This is a genomic window from Curtobacterium sp. SORGH_AS_0776 (assembly GCF_031453355.1).
GTDB lineage: Bacteria > Actinomycetota > Actinomycetes > Actinomycetales > Microbacteriaceae > Curtobacterium.
On sequence record NZ_JAVIYU010000001.1, the window covers coordinates 3,030,918 to 3,044,185 of the forward strand.

Consider the following 13,268-nt stretch of genomic DNA (forward strand, 5'->3'; position numbering starts at 1 on the left):
ATGGGCGCGTGAACGCCGATCTCGATCTCCGCAAGTTGCGGTACTTCGCTGCGGTCGCGGACACGTTGAGCTTCGGACGCGCCGCGGAACGACTCCGCATCGCGCAGCCGGTGCTGTCACGGCAGATCCGCGCCCTCGAGCAGGAACTCGGCATGCAGCTCTTCGTCCGCGACACCCGCGGTACCGAACTCACCGACAACGGACGAGTCCTCCTCGCCGAAGCGCGCTCGCTTCTCGCGTCAGCCGCTGCGGTGCGCCGACGAGTCGCGATCGCGGCGCGCGGTCAGGACGTCTTCACGGTGGGCTTCATGCCCGGACTGACGGTCACCGACGCAGTGCGGGGCTTCCGACGCGGGGCGCCGTCCGTCGAGGTCAGGGTGATGCGCACCGGGTGGGAGGAACAGGTCGCCGTGCTGCACGACGGCCGCGCAGACGTCAGCTACCTCCGTGAACCCTTCGACGGTGCGGGGGTCCGGACGGTGGTCCTCCACGAGGAATCGAGGGTCGTGATGCTGCCAACCGGTCACCCCCTGACCAGCGACGACCACGTGACGATGGAGGACCTCGGATCCGAGGTGCTCTTGCAGGACCCGGCTGCTGTGCCCGAATGGTCCGCCGCTCAGCCCGTTCGAGCTGCGCTGCAGGGTTCTGCCGCACGCAAGTCGCGAACCGTCGAAGAGAAGCTGGAACTCGTCGCCGGAGGTGCCGGCATCGCGATCCTGCCGCTCTCCACGGCACGGTTCTACCGCCGCCCGGACGTGACCTTCCGTGCGGTCACCGACCTGGCACCGACCGCGGTGCACCTCGCCTGGGAAGCGAGCCGTACCTCGGAGCGCATCACGGCGTTCGTGGATGCCGCGCAGGCCGTCGCCACTCCACGCTGAGTGTCACGATCCGGTCGGCGATCATCCGCCGTCTGGACAGGTCAGCTCCGCGACGACGCGTTCGGTTCCCAGAACTGGAGCCGGTTGCCGAACGGGTCGATGACGAGCATCGTCCGTCCCCAGTCGTTGGAGTCGAGGCCGGGCCGGGATCGCGGATGCCGCTGCGCGAGCAGGACGTCCCGGTAGGCGGCGACGTCGTCCACGACGAGCATGACGGCCCCTCCCGGTGTGGCGTCACCGTGGTGCTCGGTCAGGTGCAGCACCTTGCCGTCGAGCGACACCTGCGCGTACACGGGGAGGTCAGGTTCGAACCGGTGTTGCCATTCCCACTCGAACCCGAGGTAGTCGCAGTAGAAGTCCCGGGCGACCGCGTGGTCGAACACGCGCAGCACCGGGATGACCCTCGGCGTGCTGCGCTTCTCCGAGTCCTGCCGGTGGTGCAACGCGGCCAGGGTGTTCCAGTCACGGAGGCCTGCTGCGTGGGCGGCTGCTTCGAGCACCTTCGAGTACGGGATGTCAGTACCGGTGCTGAGCTCGCGGGCGAGTCGCTTGGCTTCTTCGATCGTGATCACGATGTTCCAATCGCGCGATGGGGCCTGGTTCCTGCGTTGCCAGGGATCGCGGAAGGATCGAGATCGACCGGAAGAGGATCGTTCGTCGGTGTTCACCGGATGCAGGGGCTGGCCACCGGAGCCGACGTCAGCCTACCTCCGGGCGTGCTACCGGTCGAGGGTCGCGGAGCGCACGGCGCTCCGGTCGTCCGGTCGGCGTGCGCACCGACGGACGGGAGGCGCGGGTCGTGCCCGCACCGCGCCTCCCGTCCGTCAGACCAAGCGCTGGGTGATGCTGCCGACCGGTCCGTCGAGCACGACGTCGGCGAGCGCGCCGTTCACCAGCGGCATCTGCGGCGGCTGGTGGCCGGTGTCGAAGTCGAGCACCACGGGGATGCCGAGGTCGCCGAGTGCGTGCCGGACGGCCTCGTCCTGGTCCAGCTGGGGAACCGCCGCTCCCTCGGTGCGCCCGATGAGGACGCCGTTCGCGTCGTCGAACCAGCCGGCGAGCCGCAGCGACGTGAGCATCCGCAACGCGGTGACCGCGTTCGACTCCGCGACCTCGAGGTACACGATCGTGCCCTCCGGCGCGTCCCGCCGGGCGAAGCCGGGGACGTCGCCGTAGGGGGTTCCGGCGAGCAGTGACACGGTCTCGAGGCACCCGCCGATGAGGCGTCCGCGGATCGCGACCTGGGGCGCGCCGTCGAGGGCGCGCCAGCGGGTCGGGGTGTCGTAGGCGCCGTCGCGGTCGAGGACCTCGTCGGCCCAGGCGCCCCACGGGCGGCTGCGACGACGCGGGGCACTGCGCTGCTCGACCGTGCCGCCCGGTGGGAGCGCTGCGACGTCGGTCCAGCGGGCGAACTCGGCGGGGACCTCGTACGGCTCGTCCATCAGGTTCGCACCGTGCAGGGTCGCGAGGCCCGTCATCGTCGTGAGCGGGAGGAGCAGGGTCGAGATGTCCGACCAGCCGGCGAACCAGGCGCGCGAGGCGGCGAGGGCGTGCCAGTCGACCGACCCGACGAGTTCGATCGCGAGCTCACCACCCCACGGCGGGAGGACGACGTCGGCGCTCCGGAACGCGTCGTGCAGGTCGGCGACGCGTTCGGTGACGCTGGCCGGGACGAGCCCCGGGGTGGTGGCGTGCGGCCGCACGTGCACGCTGAGTCCGCGAGCCGTCAGGGCGTCCGCACCGTCCTGCAGTCGGCCGTGCAGGTGCTCGGGGACGCCCATCGACGGCGCGGGGACCTCGACGCGCCCGCCGGCGACGAGGGGCCTCGGGTAGGTGATGCCGGCCATGCTCAGGCGGGGGCCATCCGACCGGCGCCGACCGGCAGCGGTCCGGCGCGGTACACGAGCGACACGTCGGTCGCGGTCACGGTCCTGGTGGCTGCGCCGAAGCGCCACACGCGGTTGTAGAGGTAGACGCCGATCTCCGTGCCGCCGTCGTCCGGGACCGCCCACGTGCCGGTCCCCCACTGCGCCGGGTGCCCGACGCCGTCGATCGTCACGGTCGGTCGGGCGAACCAGGTGAGCATCGGGCGGGTGATCTCGAGTTCCACGCGACGCTTGGTCGTGCCGGACGGCTGTGTCGTTTCCACCGTCGCAGGATACGGGGCCGCCGCGCGCGACTCAGCCGTCGCGCATGTGCGCCGCGATCGCCGCGCGGTCGGCGGGGTCGAGCGGCGCCACCGGGTACCGGCTCGTATCCTCGCGGAACTCGTACCCGTCCCCGGAGGCGCGCGGGATGACGTGCAGGTGTGCGTGGGGGACGCCCTGGTCGGCCACGGAGCCGTTCGACATCACCAGGTTCGTCCCCTCGACGGCCGCGCCGAGCACCTCGCGCAGTGCACGGTCGGCGCGCTGGGCGACGAGGGCGAGCTCGGTGACCTCGCGGGTGTCGAGCGCGGCGAGGTCGGTCGCGTGCCGGAGCGGCAGCACGAGCAGGTGCCCCGGGTTGATCGGGTGCCGGTCGAGGACCGCGACGACGAGGTCGCCGCGGACGACGACCTCGAAGGAATCGGCCGCGAGGGCGGCGCAGAAGTCGCACGAGTGGTCCGCCGTCATGCGCTGAGCGTAGCGATGGGCCGAATGTAGGTTGGCAGCGTGACGACCATCGACCTCAACAGCGACCTCGGCGAGGGCTTCGGCGCCTGGACGATGGGCGACGACCGGGCGATGCTCGACGTCGTCTCCTCGGCGAACATCGCCTGCGGGTTCCACGCCGGCGACCCCGCGATCATGCTCGACACCTGCCGCCTCGCCGCCGAGCGGGGCGTCGCGGTCGGGGCGCACGTCGCCTACCGCGACCTCGTCGGGTTCGGTCGTCGCGCGGTCGAGGTCGCACCCGAGGCGCTCTACGCCGACCTCGTCCACCAGCTCGGCGCCCTGCTCGCCACGGCCCGGGTCGCCGGCACCGCGGTGACGTACGTGAAGCCCCACGGCGCCCTGTACAACACCGCGTGCGCCGACCCGGTCCAGGCCGAGGTCGTCGTCCGTGCCACGGCCGACGTGGACCCGTCCCTCGCGGTCCTCGCGCTGCCGGACTCGGAGCTCCTCCGCGCAGCGACCGCCCACGGGCTCCGCGCCGTGTCCGAGGTCTTCGCCGACCGGGCGTACGAACCCGACGGGTCCCTCGTCCCGCGCAGCCGTCCGGGCGCCGTCCTGCACGACCCGACAGCGGTCGCCGACCGGGTCCTCCGGATGGTCACCGACGGCACCGTGACCGCGGTGGACGGCTCGGTCGTCCCGGTCCGGTCGGACTCGGTGTGCGTGCACGGCGACTCCCCCGACGCCGTCGCGATGGCCCGGGCGATCCGCGCGCTCCTCGACCGGCACGGGGTCGCGACCACCCCGTTCGCCCCCGCACCGTGAGCGCGCCGGCCGAGCAGGGCGGACCCGCCCTCGACGTGCGTCGCGCGGGGACCCGTGCGGTGCTCGTGACCTTCGGCACGCTCGCCGAGGTCACCGCGTTCCGCGCCGGACTCGAGGCCGAACGCGTGCCGGGCGTGACCGAACTCGTGTCCGGAGCCCGCACGCTGCTCGTCCGCTTCGACCCGGAACGCACCGATCCCACGCGACTCGCACCGCGCCTCCAGGCCGTCGAACCCGTCGTGCCCACCCGGGCCGACGTCCCCGAGGTGACCACGATCCCCGTCACCTACGACGGCGAGGACCTCGACACCGTCGCCGCACTGGTCGGCACCACAGCCGACCAGCTCGTCGCCTGGCACACCGGCCAGACCTGGACGAGCGCGTTCTGCGGCTTCGCACCCGGCTTCAGCTACCTCACCGGCTCCGCCCCGTCGCTCGACCTGCCCCGACGCACCAGCGCCCGCAGGTCCGTGCCCGCCGGTAGCGTCGCCCTCGCCGGCGAGTTCAGCGCCGTCTACCCGCGCGCGTCGCCCGGCGGCTGGCAGCTCATCGGCCGCACCGACGTGGCGATGTGGTCGCTCGACCGCGACCCGCCCGCGCTCGCGCCGGCCGACACCCGGATCCGGTTCGTCGACGCCGGCCGCGCATGAGCACCCTCACCGTCCTGCAGGTGGGCCCCGGCACGTCGACGCAGGACCTCGGCCGGCCCCGGTTCAGCGACACGGGCCTCGGCGCCGCGGGTGCCGCCGACCGCGGGGCCGCCGCACTCGCCAACCGGCTGGTCGGCAACCGTCCCGACGCGGCGGTCCTGGAGGCGCTGCTCGGCTCCGTCACGCTCCGCTCGGACGAGCACGTGGTCGCGTCCCTGACCGGCGCACCCTGCCCGGTGACGGTCGAGTCCGCGGACGGCCGGGTCCGCGGCGCGGCCTGCTTCGAGGTCGTCACGCTCGCACCCGGTGACGTGCTCCGGGTCGGGACGGCCACCGCGGGGCTCCGCACGTACCTCGCGGTCCGCGGAGGCCTCGCCGTCCAACCCGTGCTCGGCAGCCGCTCGTGGGACTCCCTCGCGCGCCTCGGTCCGCCTCCCGTCACGATCGGGGACGTCCTGCCGATCGGGGACGCCGCGGGTGCCTGGCCACTCGTCGACGCCGTCGCCCCGCCGCGTTGGTCACCACCGGGCGAGGCGGTCGTGCTCGACGTCACCGCCGGACCCCGCGACGACTGGTTCACCCCGGACTGGCGGACGGTCCTGGCCGGCCAGGTCCACCACGTCACCCCCGACAGTGACCGGGTCGGCGTACGGACCACCGCTGCCCGGCCACTCGTCCGCGCCGTGACCCGTGAGCTGCCGAGCGAGGGCGTCGAGACCGGGTCGCTGCAGGTCCCGCCGGCGGGGCACCCCGTCCTGTTCCTCGCCGACCACCCCGTCACGGGCGGCTACCCCGTCGTCACGGTGCTCACCCCCGCGTCGGTCGACCGCGCCGCCCAGCTCCGACCGGGCGACGCGGTCCGCTTCCGCGTCCTCGACTGACTCAGCCGGCGTAGCGCGGATCGGACGCGGGGTCGTACGGCTGCCATCCCCACGAGTCGTCGTCCGACGACGGGGCCGGGTGCTCGTTCTGCCAGAGGACGTCGACCGCGGACCACTCCGATGCGCTGCACCAGTCGAGCACGTACGCGTCGTGGGCCGTCGGCGCCACGAACAACGACGACCTCGGGATCCGGCCGAGCGACTCCCCCCGTGCGGTCATGCACCCCTGCAGGCGGTCGAAGGCCGCGAGGTACTCGCTCCGGGTGACGACGCCGTCCTCGGTCGCCTGGTCCTGCGCCGCGCTCGCCGCGGGCATCGGGGGTGTGCGCAGCCAGCCGTACGACAGCGTCCACCCCAGGTCCCCGTCCACGCTGAGCCGGATCCGGTGCCCGGCGATCTCCGACGCCGCGTACGAGCCCGTGACGTGCGACCCGGCGGCGCACGACGCTTTACCGTCATCGACACCGGACCCGCGCTCGGTGATCTCGCCGCTCCCGGTGCGACACGTGGCGACCCAGGTGAACGTGTCGGCACGGGCGGGAGCGCGTCCGACCGAGATCGTCTCGTTCGACGACCCGACCCGCCCGACCGGGCTGCCGACGACCCGCAGGTACGTCGCGCCCGACCCGCCGACGACCGTCGCGGCCTGGCTCTGCGCCTCGAGGGCGGCCGGGTCCGGACTCGCCGCCGCGGTGATCGCACCACCGGCGGCGGCGCCACCGAGGACGCACACCACCGCTCCCGCGATCGTCGCCGCCCGCCACCGTCGACGCCGCCGAGGTGTGTGCTCGACCGTGTCGACGAGCAATGCCCGCAGTGCCCGGTCGCGGTCGTCGGTGTCCCTGTTCGTGGAGGTGCTCATGATCGTGCTCCGTTCCGTTCGACGGCCGGCTGTGTCGTGGGCCCGCTCGCGGTGAGTGCCGCGGCGAGCCGGGTCCGTGCGCGGGAGAGGCGCGACTTCACCGTTCCCGGCGCGATGCCGAGTGCGGCGGCGATCTCCCGCTCGCTGTAGCCCTCGAGGACCGACAGCGTGATGATCTCCTGGTCGCGGTGCCCGAGCTGCCGGAGCGCCCGGACGGCGTCCCCGTCATCGTCCCGGTCCGCGTGGTCGGGGACGGGTTCGGGTGGTGGCAACCGGTCGAGCGCGGCCCGGTACCGCCGGGCCGCGCGGGTCTGGTTGCGGGCGACGTTGGTGGCCGTGACGAGCAGCCACGGCAGGAGTGACCCGTCGACCAGCCGGACCCGAGCCCGGTTCCGCCAGGCCTCGAGGAACACGATCGCGACCGAGTCGGCCGCGTCCGTGTCGACCGGCACGAGCCGCATGCAGTGTCGCTGCACCCGGTGGCGGTGCCGGTCGAACACCCGCCCGAACGCCTCGCCGTCGCCCTCGAGCGCCATCGCCCAGTCCCCGCTGTCCATACCCTGCAGTGTCCGGGACGACCGGATCGGTTCCACCCCGCCGCACCGGTCGACGGCGAGTCCGGAACACCCCGCTGCCGGGTGCGGTTGCATCCGGCAACGACGACGAAAGGTGCACCATGTCGATGACCGTCCTGCTCGAGGTCCAGCTCCGGAGCGACCTCCCCACCGAGACCACCGAGGCCGCGATCCGCGAGACCCTCGCCCAGACCGGTGCGTTCGCCGGCAACGAGTCGCTCGAGGTCCTCGTCGACGACACCGACCCGTCACGGGTGGTCGTCGTCGAGCGCTGGACGACGCCTGAGGCCCACGACGCCTACGTCGCCTGGCGCGGCACGCCGGAGGGTGCGGCGAACGCCCTCGCCGCCGTCGTCGCCGCCCCGCCGGTCACCCGTCGGTTCGGCCGGACGATCACGCTCGACTGACCCGACACCGCTGACCCGGCCCCGCTCCGGTCGATGGTCCGTCGCGGGGATGGGACGATTGGGGCATGACCGCCACGCTCGTCGCCAAGGGACTCTCCGGCGGGTACGCCGCACGCACGCTCTTCGACTCCCTCGACCTCACCGTCGCCCCGGGGGACGTCATCGGCGTCGTGGGGGTGAACGGCGCCGGCAAGTCGACCCTGCTCCGGCTCCTCGCCGGGGTGGACGAGCCGCTGGCCGGCACCGTGTCGCTCGCACCGACGGACGCGTTCGTCGGGTGGCTGCCGCAGGAGCACGAACGCCTCGCGGGTGAGACCGTCGCCGCCTACATCGCCCGGCGGACCGGGTGCGCCGAGGCCACCGCGACGATGGACGCCGCAGCCGCGGCGCTCGGCGACCCCGACGCCGGTGACGCCGCGGCGGACGCCTACTCGGCGGCGCTCGACCGCTGGCTCGCGGCAGGCGCGGCCGACCTCGACGACCGCATCCCCGTCGTGCTCGCCGACCTCGGCCTGGCCGTCGGTTCGGAGGAGGACGGCGTCGGGCCGGAGTCGCTCATGACCGCGTTGTCCGGCGGGCAGGCGGCCCGCGTCGGGCTCGCCGCACTGCTGCTCTCGCGGTTCGACATCGTGCTGCTCGACGAACCGACGAACGACCTCGACCTGGACGGCCTCGACCGGCTGGAGGGCTTCGTCCGGGGCCTCCGCGGCGGTGTCGTGCTCGTCAGCCACGACCGCGAGTTCCTGGCGCGCTCGGTGACCGCCGTCCTCGAGCTCGATCTCGCGCAGTCCACCAACCGGCTCTTCGGCGGCGGCTACGACTCCTACCTCGAGGAGCGCGAGATCGCACGGCAGCACAAGCGCGACGCCTACGAGGAGTACGCGTCCACCAAGGCCGACCTCGTCTCCCGGGCCCGGACCCAGCGCGAGTGGTCGAGCCAGGGCGTCCGGAACGCGATGCGGAAGAGTCCCGACAACGACAAGATCCGCCGTCGTGCCGCCTCCGAGTCGAGTGAGAAGCAGGCGCAGAAGGTCCGGCAGATGGAGTCCCGCATCGCCCGGCTGGACGAGGTCGAGGAGCCGCGCAAGGAGTGGCAGCTCGAGTTCACGATCGGCAGCGCGCCCCGGTCCTCGGCGGTCGTCGCTACCCTGTCCGACGCGACGTTCACCCAGGGCGACTTCACGCTCGGGCCGGTCTCCCTGCAGATCGACGGCGGTGACCGCATCGGCATCACGGGTCCGAACGGTGCCGGCAAGTCCACGCTCCTCCGGGCGCTGCTCGGCAAGCAGGCGCCGACGACGGGCACGGCGTCGCTCGGCTCCAGCGTCGCGGTCGGCGAGATCGACCAGGCACGCGCGGCCTTCACGGGTGACCAGCCGCTGGCCGACGCGTTCGAGGCGATCGTGCCCGAGTACACGACGGCCGACGTCCGGACCCTGCTCGCGAAGTTCGGGCTGAAGGCGGACCACGTCGGCCGTCCGGCGAACGCGCTCTCCCCCGGTGAGCGGACGCGCGCCGGCCTCGCGCTCCTGCAGGCCCGCGGGGTGAACGTGCTCGTGCTCGACGAGCCCACGAACCACCTCGACCTCGCCGCGATCGAGCAGCTCGAACAGGCCCTCGACTCGTACGACGGCACCCTGCTCCTCGTCACGCACGACCGCCGCATGCTCGAGACCGTCCGCCTCGACCGGCAGTGGCGCGTCGAGGCCGGTCGCGTCACCGAGGCCTGACCGGTCGTCTGATCGCTCGGGGTCGTGACTGCCGAGCCCCGTCAGGGCGTCGGCACGCCGGGCGCGGAACCCGCGGCCGCACCACCGTCCCGCGTCCACGAACCGGCGACCGGGCGCACCTCGACGAAGCCGCCCTGCTCCGTGGCGGGGTTCCGGCGGGCGATCGCGACCGCGGCGTCGAGGTCCCGCGCCTCGATGACCCCGATGCCGTCGAGCGCGGTCGTCGCCTCGGGACGGGCTGACGGACCGTCGCCGTCGATGCGCACCACCTCGGAGGCAGGGCCGAACGCGAACGCCGCGACGAGCGCGCCGGAGTCGATGAGGTCCGAGGCGTGCCGGTCGTGGGCGGCGAGCTCGTCGGGCGACGCCTCGCCCGGGCCACCGTGGATGAGGACGACGAAGTGCGGCATGCGCCAGGCCTACACCGTGGCCGGACGCTCCGTGCGTGGTCAGCGGCGGAGCGCCAGCCGCTCGATGACCTCGGCGCTCTCCTCCTGCGGGGTCCGGTCCGCCGCGACGGTGATGTGGGCCTCGTCGTCCTGCGGCGGCTCGAGGGTGGCGAGCTGGGACTGCAGGAGCGAGGTCGGCATGAAGTGCCCGGAGCGCTTCGACATCCGGTCCTCGATGAGGGACCCGTCCCCGGCGACGTGCACGAACACCACTCCGGGTGCCCGGAGGACGTCGCGGTAGGAGCGCTTCAGCGCCGAGCAGGTCACCACGCCGGGGGTGCCACCGTCGAGGTGCGACCGGATCCACGCCGCGATGACGTCGAGCCAGGGCCAGCGGTCCTCGTCGGTCAGCGGGGTGCCGGCGTGCATCTTGTCCACGTTCGCCTGCGGGTGCATGGCGTCGCCCTCGGCGAAGTCCCACCCGAGCTGCTCGGCGACCATCGCGGCGACGGTCGACTTGCCCGATCCGGAGACCCCCATCACCACGAGGACGCGGGCATCGAGTGCGGTGTCGTCGCTCAATGGATGAACACCCCCGCGAGCATGACCCCGGCGAGGCCGAACACCGAGATGAGGCACTCGAGCATCGTCCACGTCTTGAAGGTCTGCCCGACCGTGGTGTTGAGGTACCCCTTCACGAGCCAGAACCCGGCGTCGTTCACGTGCGACAGGAAGACCGACCCGGCGCCGATCGCGAGCACGAGCAGCGAGGTCATCGGCGAGGACAGGTCGTGCGCGATCGGCGCCATGATGCCCGCGGCCGTGACGGTGGCGACCGTGGCCGACCCGGTGGCGACGCGCACGAGGGCAGACACCACCCAGGCGACGAGCAGCACCGAGATGCCGGAGTCCTTCACGGCGTCGGCGATCACCCCGCCGATCCCGGTGTCGATGAGCACCTGCTTGAAGCCACCGCCGGCGCCGACGATGAGCAGGACGCCCGCGACCGGCGGCAGGGCACTCTCGAGGGACTTCGACACAGCGGAACGGTCCATGCCGCCGCCGATGGCGAAGAAGATCATCGCGTAGACCGCGGCGATGCCGATCGCGATCATCGGCGACCCGAGGAAGTCGAGCAGGCTGACCCACGAGCCCGAGGCGTCCGGGACGGTGGCCTCGCGGATGGCCTGCGCGAGCATCAGGACGACGGGCAGCAGGATGCCGACCAGCGCGACCGTGAAGGACGGGCTGCACGGCTCGCTGATGACGCGGGTGAAGTCGCTCTTGCCGTGGGGCAGGGATGCGGTGTCCTGCGTGGCGGGGCCGCGCCGCGCCTCCCGACCCGCGTGTGCCGGGTCGTCGCCGACGGGACCTGCGTCGGAACCGCGCGACCCGAACATGTCGGGCGCTGGGATGTCGACCCAGCGCGCCGCGAAGCGGGCGAACACCGGGCCGGCGAGGACGATGACGGGGATCGCGAGCACGATGCCGAAGGCGAGCGTCGTGCCGAGGTTCGCACCGACCGTCGAGATGGCGACGAGCGGGCCGGGGTGCGGCGGGACGAACGCGTGCATCGTGGAGAGGCCGACGAGGGCGGGCACGGCGATCTTCATGATCGGGACGGAGCTGCGCTTCGCCACCAGGACGATGATCGGGATGAGCAGGACGAGGCCGACCTCGAAGAACATCGGCAGGCCGATGAGTGCTCCGATCAGGGCCATCGTCCACGGCAGCGCCGCCTTCGACGACCTCCGCACGAGGGTGTCGACCACACGGTCGGCCGCACCGGAGTCGACGAGCATCTTGCCGAACATCGAGCCGAGGCCGACGAGGATGCCGACGCTCGTCATCGTCGCACCGAAGCCGTTGCCGAAGCTCGTCACCGCCTTGTCCGGAGCGAGACCCGCACCGATCCCGACGCCGAGCGCCCCGATCGTGAGCGCGATGAACGGGTGCACCTTCAGCCAGGTGATGAGGGCGATGATCACGACGATGCCGATGATCGCCGCGATGATCAGTTGCGCGACCGGCCCCGACGGGTCGACGGCTTCGGTGCCGGCTGGTTCTGCCGCCAGGACGGTGACCGCGTGGGCCGCGGCCGCGTGGACCGTGGCCGGATCGGCCGGGAGAGCGTGAGGCATCGGTGCCCCTTCCTGGAGCCGCTGCCGCGCGGCTCCGTCGCCTTCGTGTCGAGGACGGTCTGGCGTGCTGCGCGTCGACCGTCAATAATCTGATTAATCAGACTATACGACGATCCACCGCGCGGCATCCGCCCTCCGGGGCAGTCTGCCGATTCGATGGACACCGTGTCACGCGCCGTGCGTGCCGCGTACTGCACGGAGGAACGATGGCGACCGGCCGCGGACTGCACGCCCAGGTGCTCGAGACGCTCGGGCAGCGGATCGTCGACGGCGCGCTCGCCCCGGGCACCGTCGTCCGGCCCGAGGCCGTCGCGGCGGAGTTCGGCGTGTCGAGGTCGGTCGTCCGCGAGGCGCTGCGCGTCCTGCAGTCGCTCGGGCTCGTCGAACCCCGCCAGCGCGTCGGCACGCTGGTGCTCGACATCGTGTCGTGGGAGCTGCTCGCGCCGACCGTGATCCGGTGGCGCGGCGCCTCGCCCTGGTACTTCGCACAGCAGCGGGAACTGCTCGAGCTGCGCCTCGGCGTCGAGCCCGTCGCCGCATCGCTCACGGCGGGGACACCGGGTGCCGCAGCGGTGCTCGCCGCCGCCACCGACATGACCGACGCCTGCGGTCGGGAGGACAGCCGCGCCTACCTCGAGGCCGACGTCCGCTTCCACCGAGCGCTCCTGACCGGTTCCGGCAACGCCGTCTTCGCACACTTCGCCGGGACCGTCGAGGCGCTGCTGCGGACCCGCACCTCGGAGTCGCGGGACACCATCACGCGCTGGACCCGCGACGCGGCGGCCCGGCACGAGGCCGTGGGGCTGGCGCTCGTCGCGGGCGACGGCGCGGCCGCGTCGGCTGCGGCGCGCGAGCTCGTGCGGGTGACGCGGGACGAGTTCATCGCGGAGGCGCCGAGGTCCTGACCCGAGGGCGCGGCCAGGGCCGCCGGGGTCGCCGAGGGCGCGAGACACGCCGCGTGCGGGTCGCCGAGGGCGCACGACACGCCGCACGCGCGCGGCGGGAGCGGCAGATCGCGCGATCTCGCGCGCCCGAGACGCGACCGATCGACGGACGGGAGGCGCGGTGCAGGGCCGACCCGCGCCTCCCGTCCGACCGTGGCCGGGTCGCAGGACACGCCGCACGCTCTCCGCCGAGGGCGCACGACACGCCGTGTGCGCGCGCCGGAAGCGGCCGATCGCGCGACCTCGCGTGCCCGGGACGCGACCGACGGGCGGACGGGAGGCGCAGTGCGGGGCCGACCCGCGCGCCTCCCGTCCGACCGTGGCCGGGTCGCAGGACACGCCGCACGCTCTCCGCCGAGGTCGCACGACGCGCCGCAAGCGCG

General features: G+C 73.2%; 16 protein-coding genes. 7 read left to right on the plus strand and 9 right to left on the minus strand.

Features of this window, described 5'->3' with window-relative positions; genetic code table 11:
- The first annotated feature begins 8 nt into the window (after positions 1-8).
- A complete protein-coding gene (locus QE359_RS14850) occupies positions 9-884 on the plus strand; it encodes a LysR substrate-binding domain-containing protein (RefSeq protein WP_309779770.1) in 876 nt (291 codons plus the stop codon).
- A 41-nt stretch (positions 885-925) separates the two neighbouring features.
- Here QE359_RS14850 and QE359_RS14855 read toward each other — a convergent pair whose 3' ends face one another.
- From QE359_RS14855 to QE359_RS14870, 4 genes are all read right to left on the minus strand, one after another.
- A complete protein-coding gene (locus QE359_RS14855; RefSeq protein WP_309779771.1) occupies positions 926-1,456 on the minus strand; it encodes a glyoxalase superfamily protein in 531 nt (176 codons plus the stop codon).
- 252 nt (positions 1,457-1,708) lie between these two features.
- A complete protein-coding gene (locus tag QE359_RS14860; protein ID WP_309779772.1) occupies positions 1,709-2,731 on the minus strand; it encodes an LD-carboxypeptidase in 1,023 nt (340 codons plus the stop codon).
- 2 nt (positions 2,732-2,733) lie between these two features.
- Positions 2,734-3,033, minus strand: a complete 300-nt coding sequence (locus QE359_RS14865; RefSeq protein WP_229085629.1) for a hypothetical protein — start codon at positions 3,031-3,033, stop codon at positions 2,734-2,736.
- A 31-nt stretch (positions 3,034-3,064) separates the two neighbouring features.
- Complete coding sequence (locus QE359_RS14870; protein WP_309779773.1) at positions 3,065-3,499, minus strand: HIT family protein; 435 nt, start codon at positions 3,497-3,499, stop codon at positions 3,065-3,067.
- Positions 3,500-3,538: 39 nt separating this feature from the next.
- On the opposite strand from QE359_RS14870, the gene QE359_RS14875 reads away from it, so the two are divergent.
- Genes QE359_RS14875 through QE359_RS14885 form a run of 3 tightly spaced genes read left to right on the plus strand, consistent with a single transcriptional unit; the run spans position 3,539 to position 5,837 of the window.
- Positions 3,539-4,306 carry a 5-oxoprolinase subunit PxpA gene (locus QE359_RS14875; RefSeq protein ID WP_309779774.1) on the plus strand — a complete coding sequence of 256 codons (768 nt, stop codon included), beginning with the start codon at positions 3,539-3,541 and terminating at the stop codon, positions 4,304-4,306.
- Positions 4,303-4,956, plus strand: a complete 654-nt coding sequence (locus QE359_RS14880) for an allophanate hydrolase subunit 1 (protein WP_309779776.1) — start codon at positions 4,303-4,305, stop codon at positions 4,954-4,956. Before QE359_RS14875 ends, QE359_RS14880 begins: the two co-directional genes overlap by 4 nt.
- Positions 4,953-5,837, plus strand: coding sequence for a biotin-dependent carboxyltransferase family protein (locus tag QE359_RS14885; protein ID WP_309779777.1), 885 nt, complete (start codon positions 4,953-4,955; stop codon positions 5,835-5,837). The genes QE359_RS14880 and QE359_RS14885 overlap by 4 nt, the downstream gene beginning before the upstream one ends.
- A 1-nt stretch (position 5,838) precedes the next feature.
- On the opposite strand, the gene QE359_RS14890 is transcribed toward QE359_RS14885, so the two are convergent.
- Both QE359_RS14890 and QE359_RS14895 read right to left on the minus strand, forming a co-directional pair.
- Entirely contained in the window at positions 5,839-6,699 is an 861-nt protein-coding gene (locus QE359_RS14890; RefSeq protein WP_309779778.1) for a hypothetical protein, read from the minus strand.
- Complete coding sequence (locus QE359_RS14895; protein ID WP_071302559.1) at positions 6,696-7,256, minus strand: RNA polymerase sigma factor; 561 nt, start codon at positions 7,254-7,256, stop codon at positions 6,696-6,698. The genes QE359_RS14890 and QE359_RS14895 overlap by 4 nt, the downstream gene beginning before the upstream one ends.
- 119 nt (positions 7,257-7,375) lie before the next feature.
- Between QE359_RS14895 and QE359_RS14900 the strand changes: the two genes are divergently transcribed.
- Positions 7,376-7,681 (plus strand): putative quinol monooxygenase, encoded by a 306-nt coding sequence (locus tag QE359_RS14900; RefSeq protein WP_070416347.1) that lies wholly within the window; start codon positions 7,376-7,378, stop codon positions 7,679-7,681.
- A gap of 65 nt (positions 7,682-7,746) precedes the next feature.
- Positions 7,747-9,411, plus strand: coding sequence for an ABC-F family ATP-binding cassette domain-containing protein (locus tag QE359_RS14905; RefSeq protein WP_309779779.1), 1,665 nt, complete (start codon positions 7,747-7,749; stop codon positions 9,409-9,411).
- 41 nt (positions 9,412-9,452) lie between these two features.
- Here QE359_RS14905 and QE359_RS14910 read toward each other — a convergent pair whose 3' ends face one another.
- The 3 genes from QE359_RS14910 to QE359_RS14920 are packed head-to-tail and all read right to left on the minus strand — an operon-like array spanning position 9,453 to position 11,941.
- The gene (locus tag QE359_RS14910) at positions 9,453-9,821 is read right to left on the minus strand and encodes a YciI family protein (protein WP_309779780.1); all 369 of its coding nucleotides are present in this window, start codon (positions 9,819-9,821) and stop codon (positions 9,453-9,455) included.
- A 39-nt stretch (positions 9,822-9,860) separates the two neighbouring features.
- Positions 9,861-10,340 carry a gluconokinase gene (locus tag QE359_RS14915; protein ID WP_309780442.1) on the minus strand — a complete coding sequence of 160 codons (480 nt, stop codon included), beginning with the start codon at positions 10,338-10,340 and terminating at the stop codon, positions 9,861-9,863.
- A 38-nt stretch (positions 10,341-10,378) separates the two neighbouring features.
- Entirely contained in the window at positions 10,379-11,941 is a 1,563-nt protein-coding gene (locus QE359_RS14920) for an SLC13 family permease (RefSeq protein WP_309779781.1), read from the minus strand.
- A gap of 206 nt (positions 11,942-12,147) precedes the next feature.
- Between QE359_RS14920 and QE359_RS14925 the strand changes: the two genes are divergently transcribed.
- Positions 12,148-12,846 carry an FCD domain-containing protein gene (locus QE359_RS14925; protein WP_309779782.1) on the plus strand — a complete coding sequence of 233 codons (699 nt, stop codon included), beginning with the start codon at positions 12,148-12,150 and terminating at the stop codon, positions 12,844-12,846.
- Positions 12,847-13,268: the final 422 nt, after the last annotated feature.

What these genes read in the sequence shown, in the direction of transcription:
- QE359_RS14910 (WP_309779780.1), bottom strand. Translation starts at nt 9,821, where the DNA reads ATGCCGCACTTCGTCGTCCTCATCCACGGTGGCCCGGGCGAGGCGTCG.
- QE359_RS14925 (WP_309779782.1), top strand. Translation starts at nt 12,148, where the DNA reads ATGGCGACCGGCCGCGGACTGCACGCCCAGGTGCTCGAGACGCTCGGG.
- QE359_RS14890 (WP_309779778.1), bottom strand. Translation starts at nt 6,699, where the DNA reads ATGAGCACCTCCACGAACAGGGACACCGACGACCGCGACCGGGCACTG.
- QE359_RS14915 (WP_309780442.1), bottom strand. Translation starts at nt 10,340, where the DNA reads ATGGGGGTCTCCGGATCGGGCAAGTCGACCGTCGCCGCGATGGTCGCC.
- QE359_RS14920 (WP_309779781.1), bottom strand. Translation starts at nt 11,941, where the DNA reads ATGCCTCACGCTCTCCCGGCCGATCCGGCCACGGTCCACGCGGCCGCG.
- QE359_RS14905 (WP_309779779.1), top strand. Translation starts at nt 7,747, where the DNA reads ATGACCGCCACGCTCGTCGCCAAGGGACTCTCCGGCGGGTACGCCGCA.
- QE359_RS14900 (WP_070416347.1), top strand. Translation starts at nt 7,376, where the DNA reads ATGTCGATGACCGTCCTGCTCGAGGTCCAGCTCCGGAGCGACCTCCCC.
- QE359_RS14870 (WP_309779773.1), bottom strand. Translation starts at nt 3,499, where the DNA reads ATGACGGCGGACCACTCGTGCGACTTCTGCGCCGCCCTCGCGGCCGAT.
- QE359_RS14860 (WP_309779772.1), bottom strand. Translation starts at nt 2,731, where the DNA reads ATGGCCGGCATCACCTACCCGAGGCCCCTCGTCGCCGGCGGGCGCGTC.
- QE359_RS14895 (WP_071302559.1), bottom strand. Translation starts at nt 7,256, where the DNA reads ATGGACAGCGGGGACTGGGCGATGGCGCTCGAGGGCGACGGCGAGGCG.
- QE359_RS14885 (WP_309779777.1), top strand. Translation starts at nt 4,953, where the DNA reads ATGAGCACCCTCACCGTCCTGCAGGTGGGCCCCGGCACGTCGACGCAG.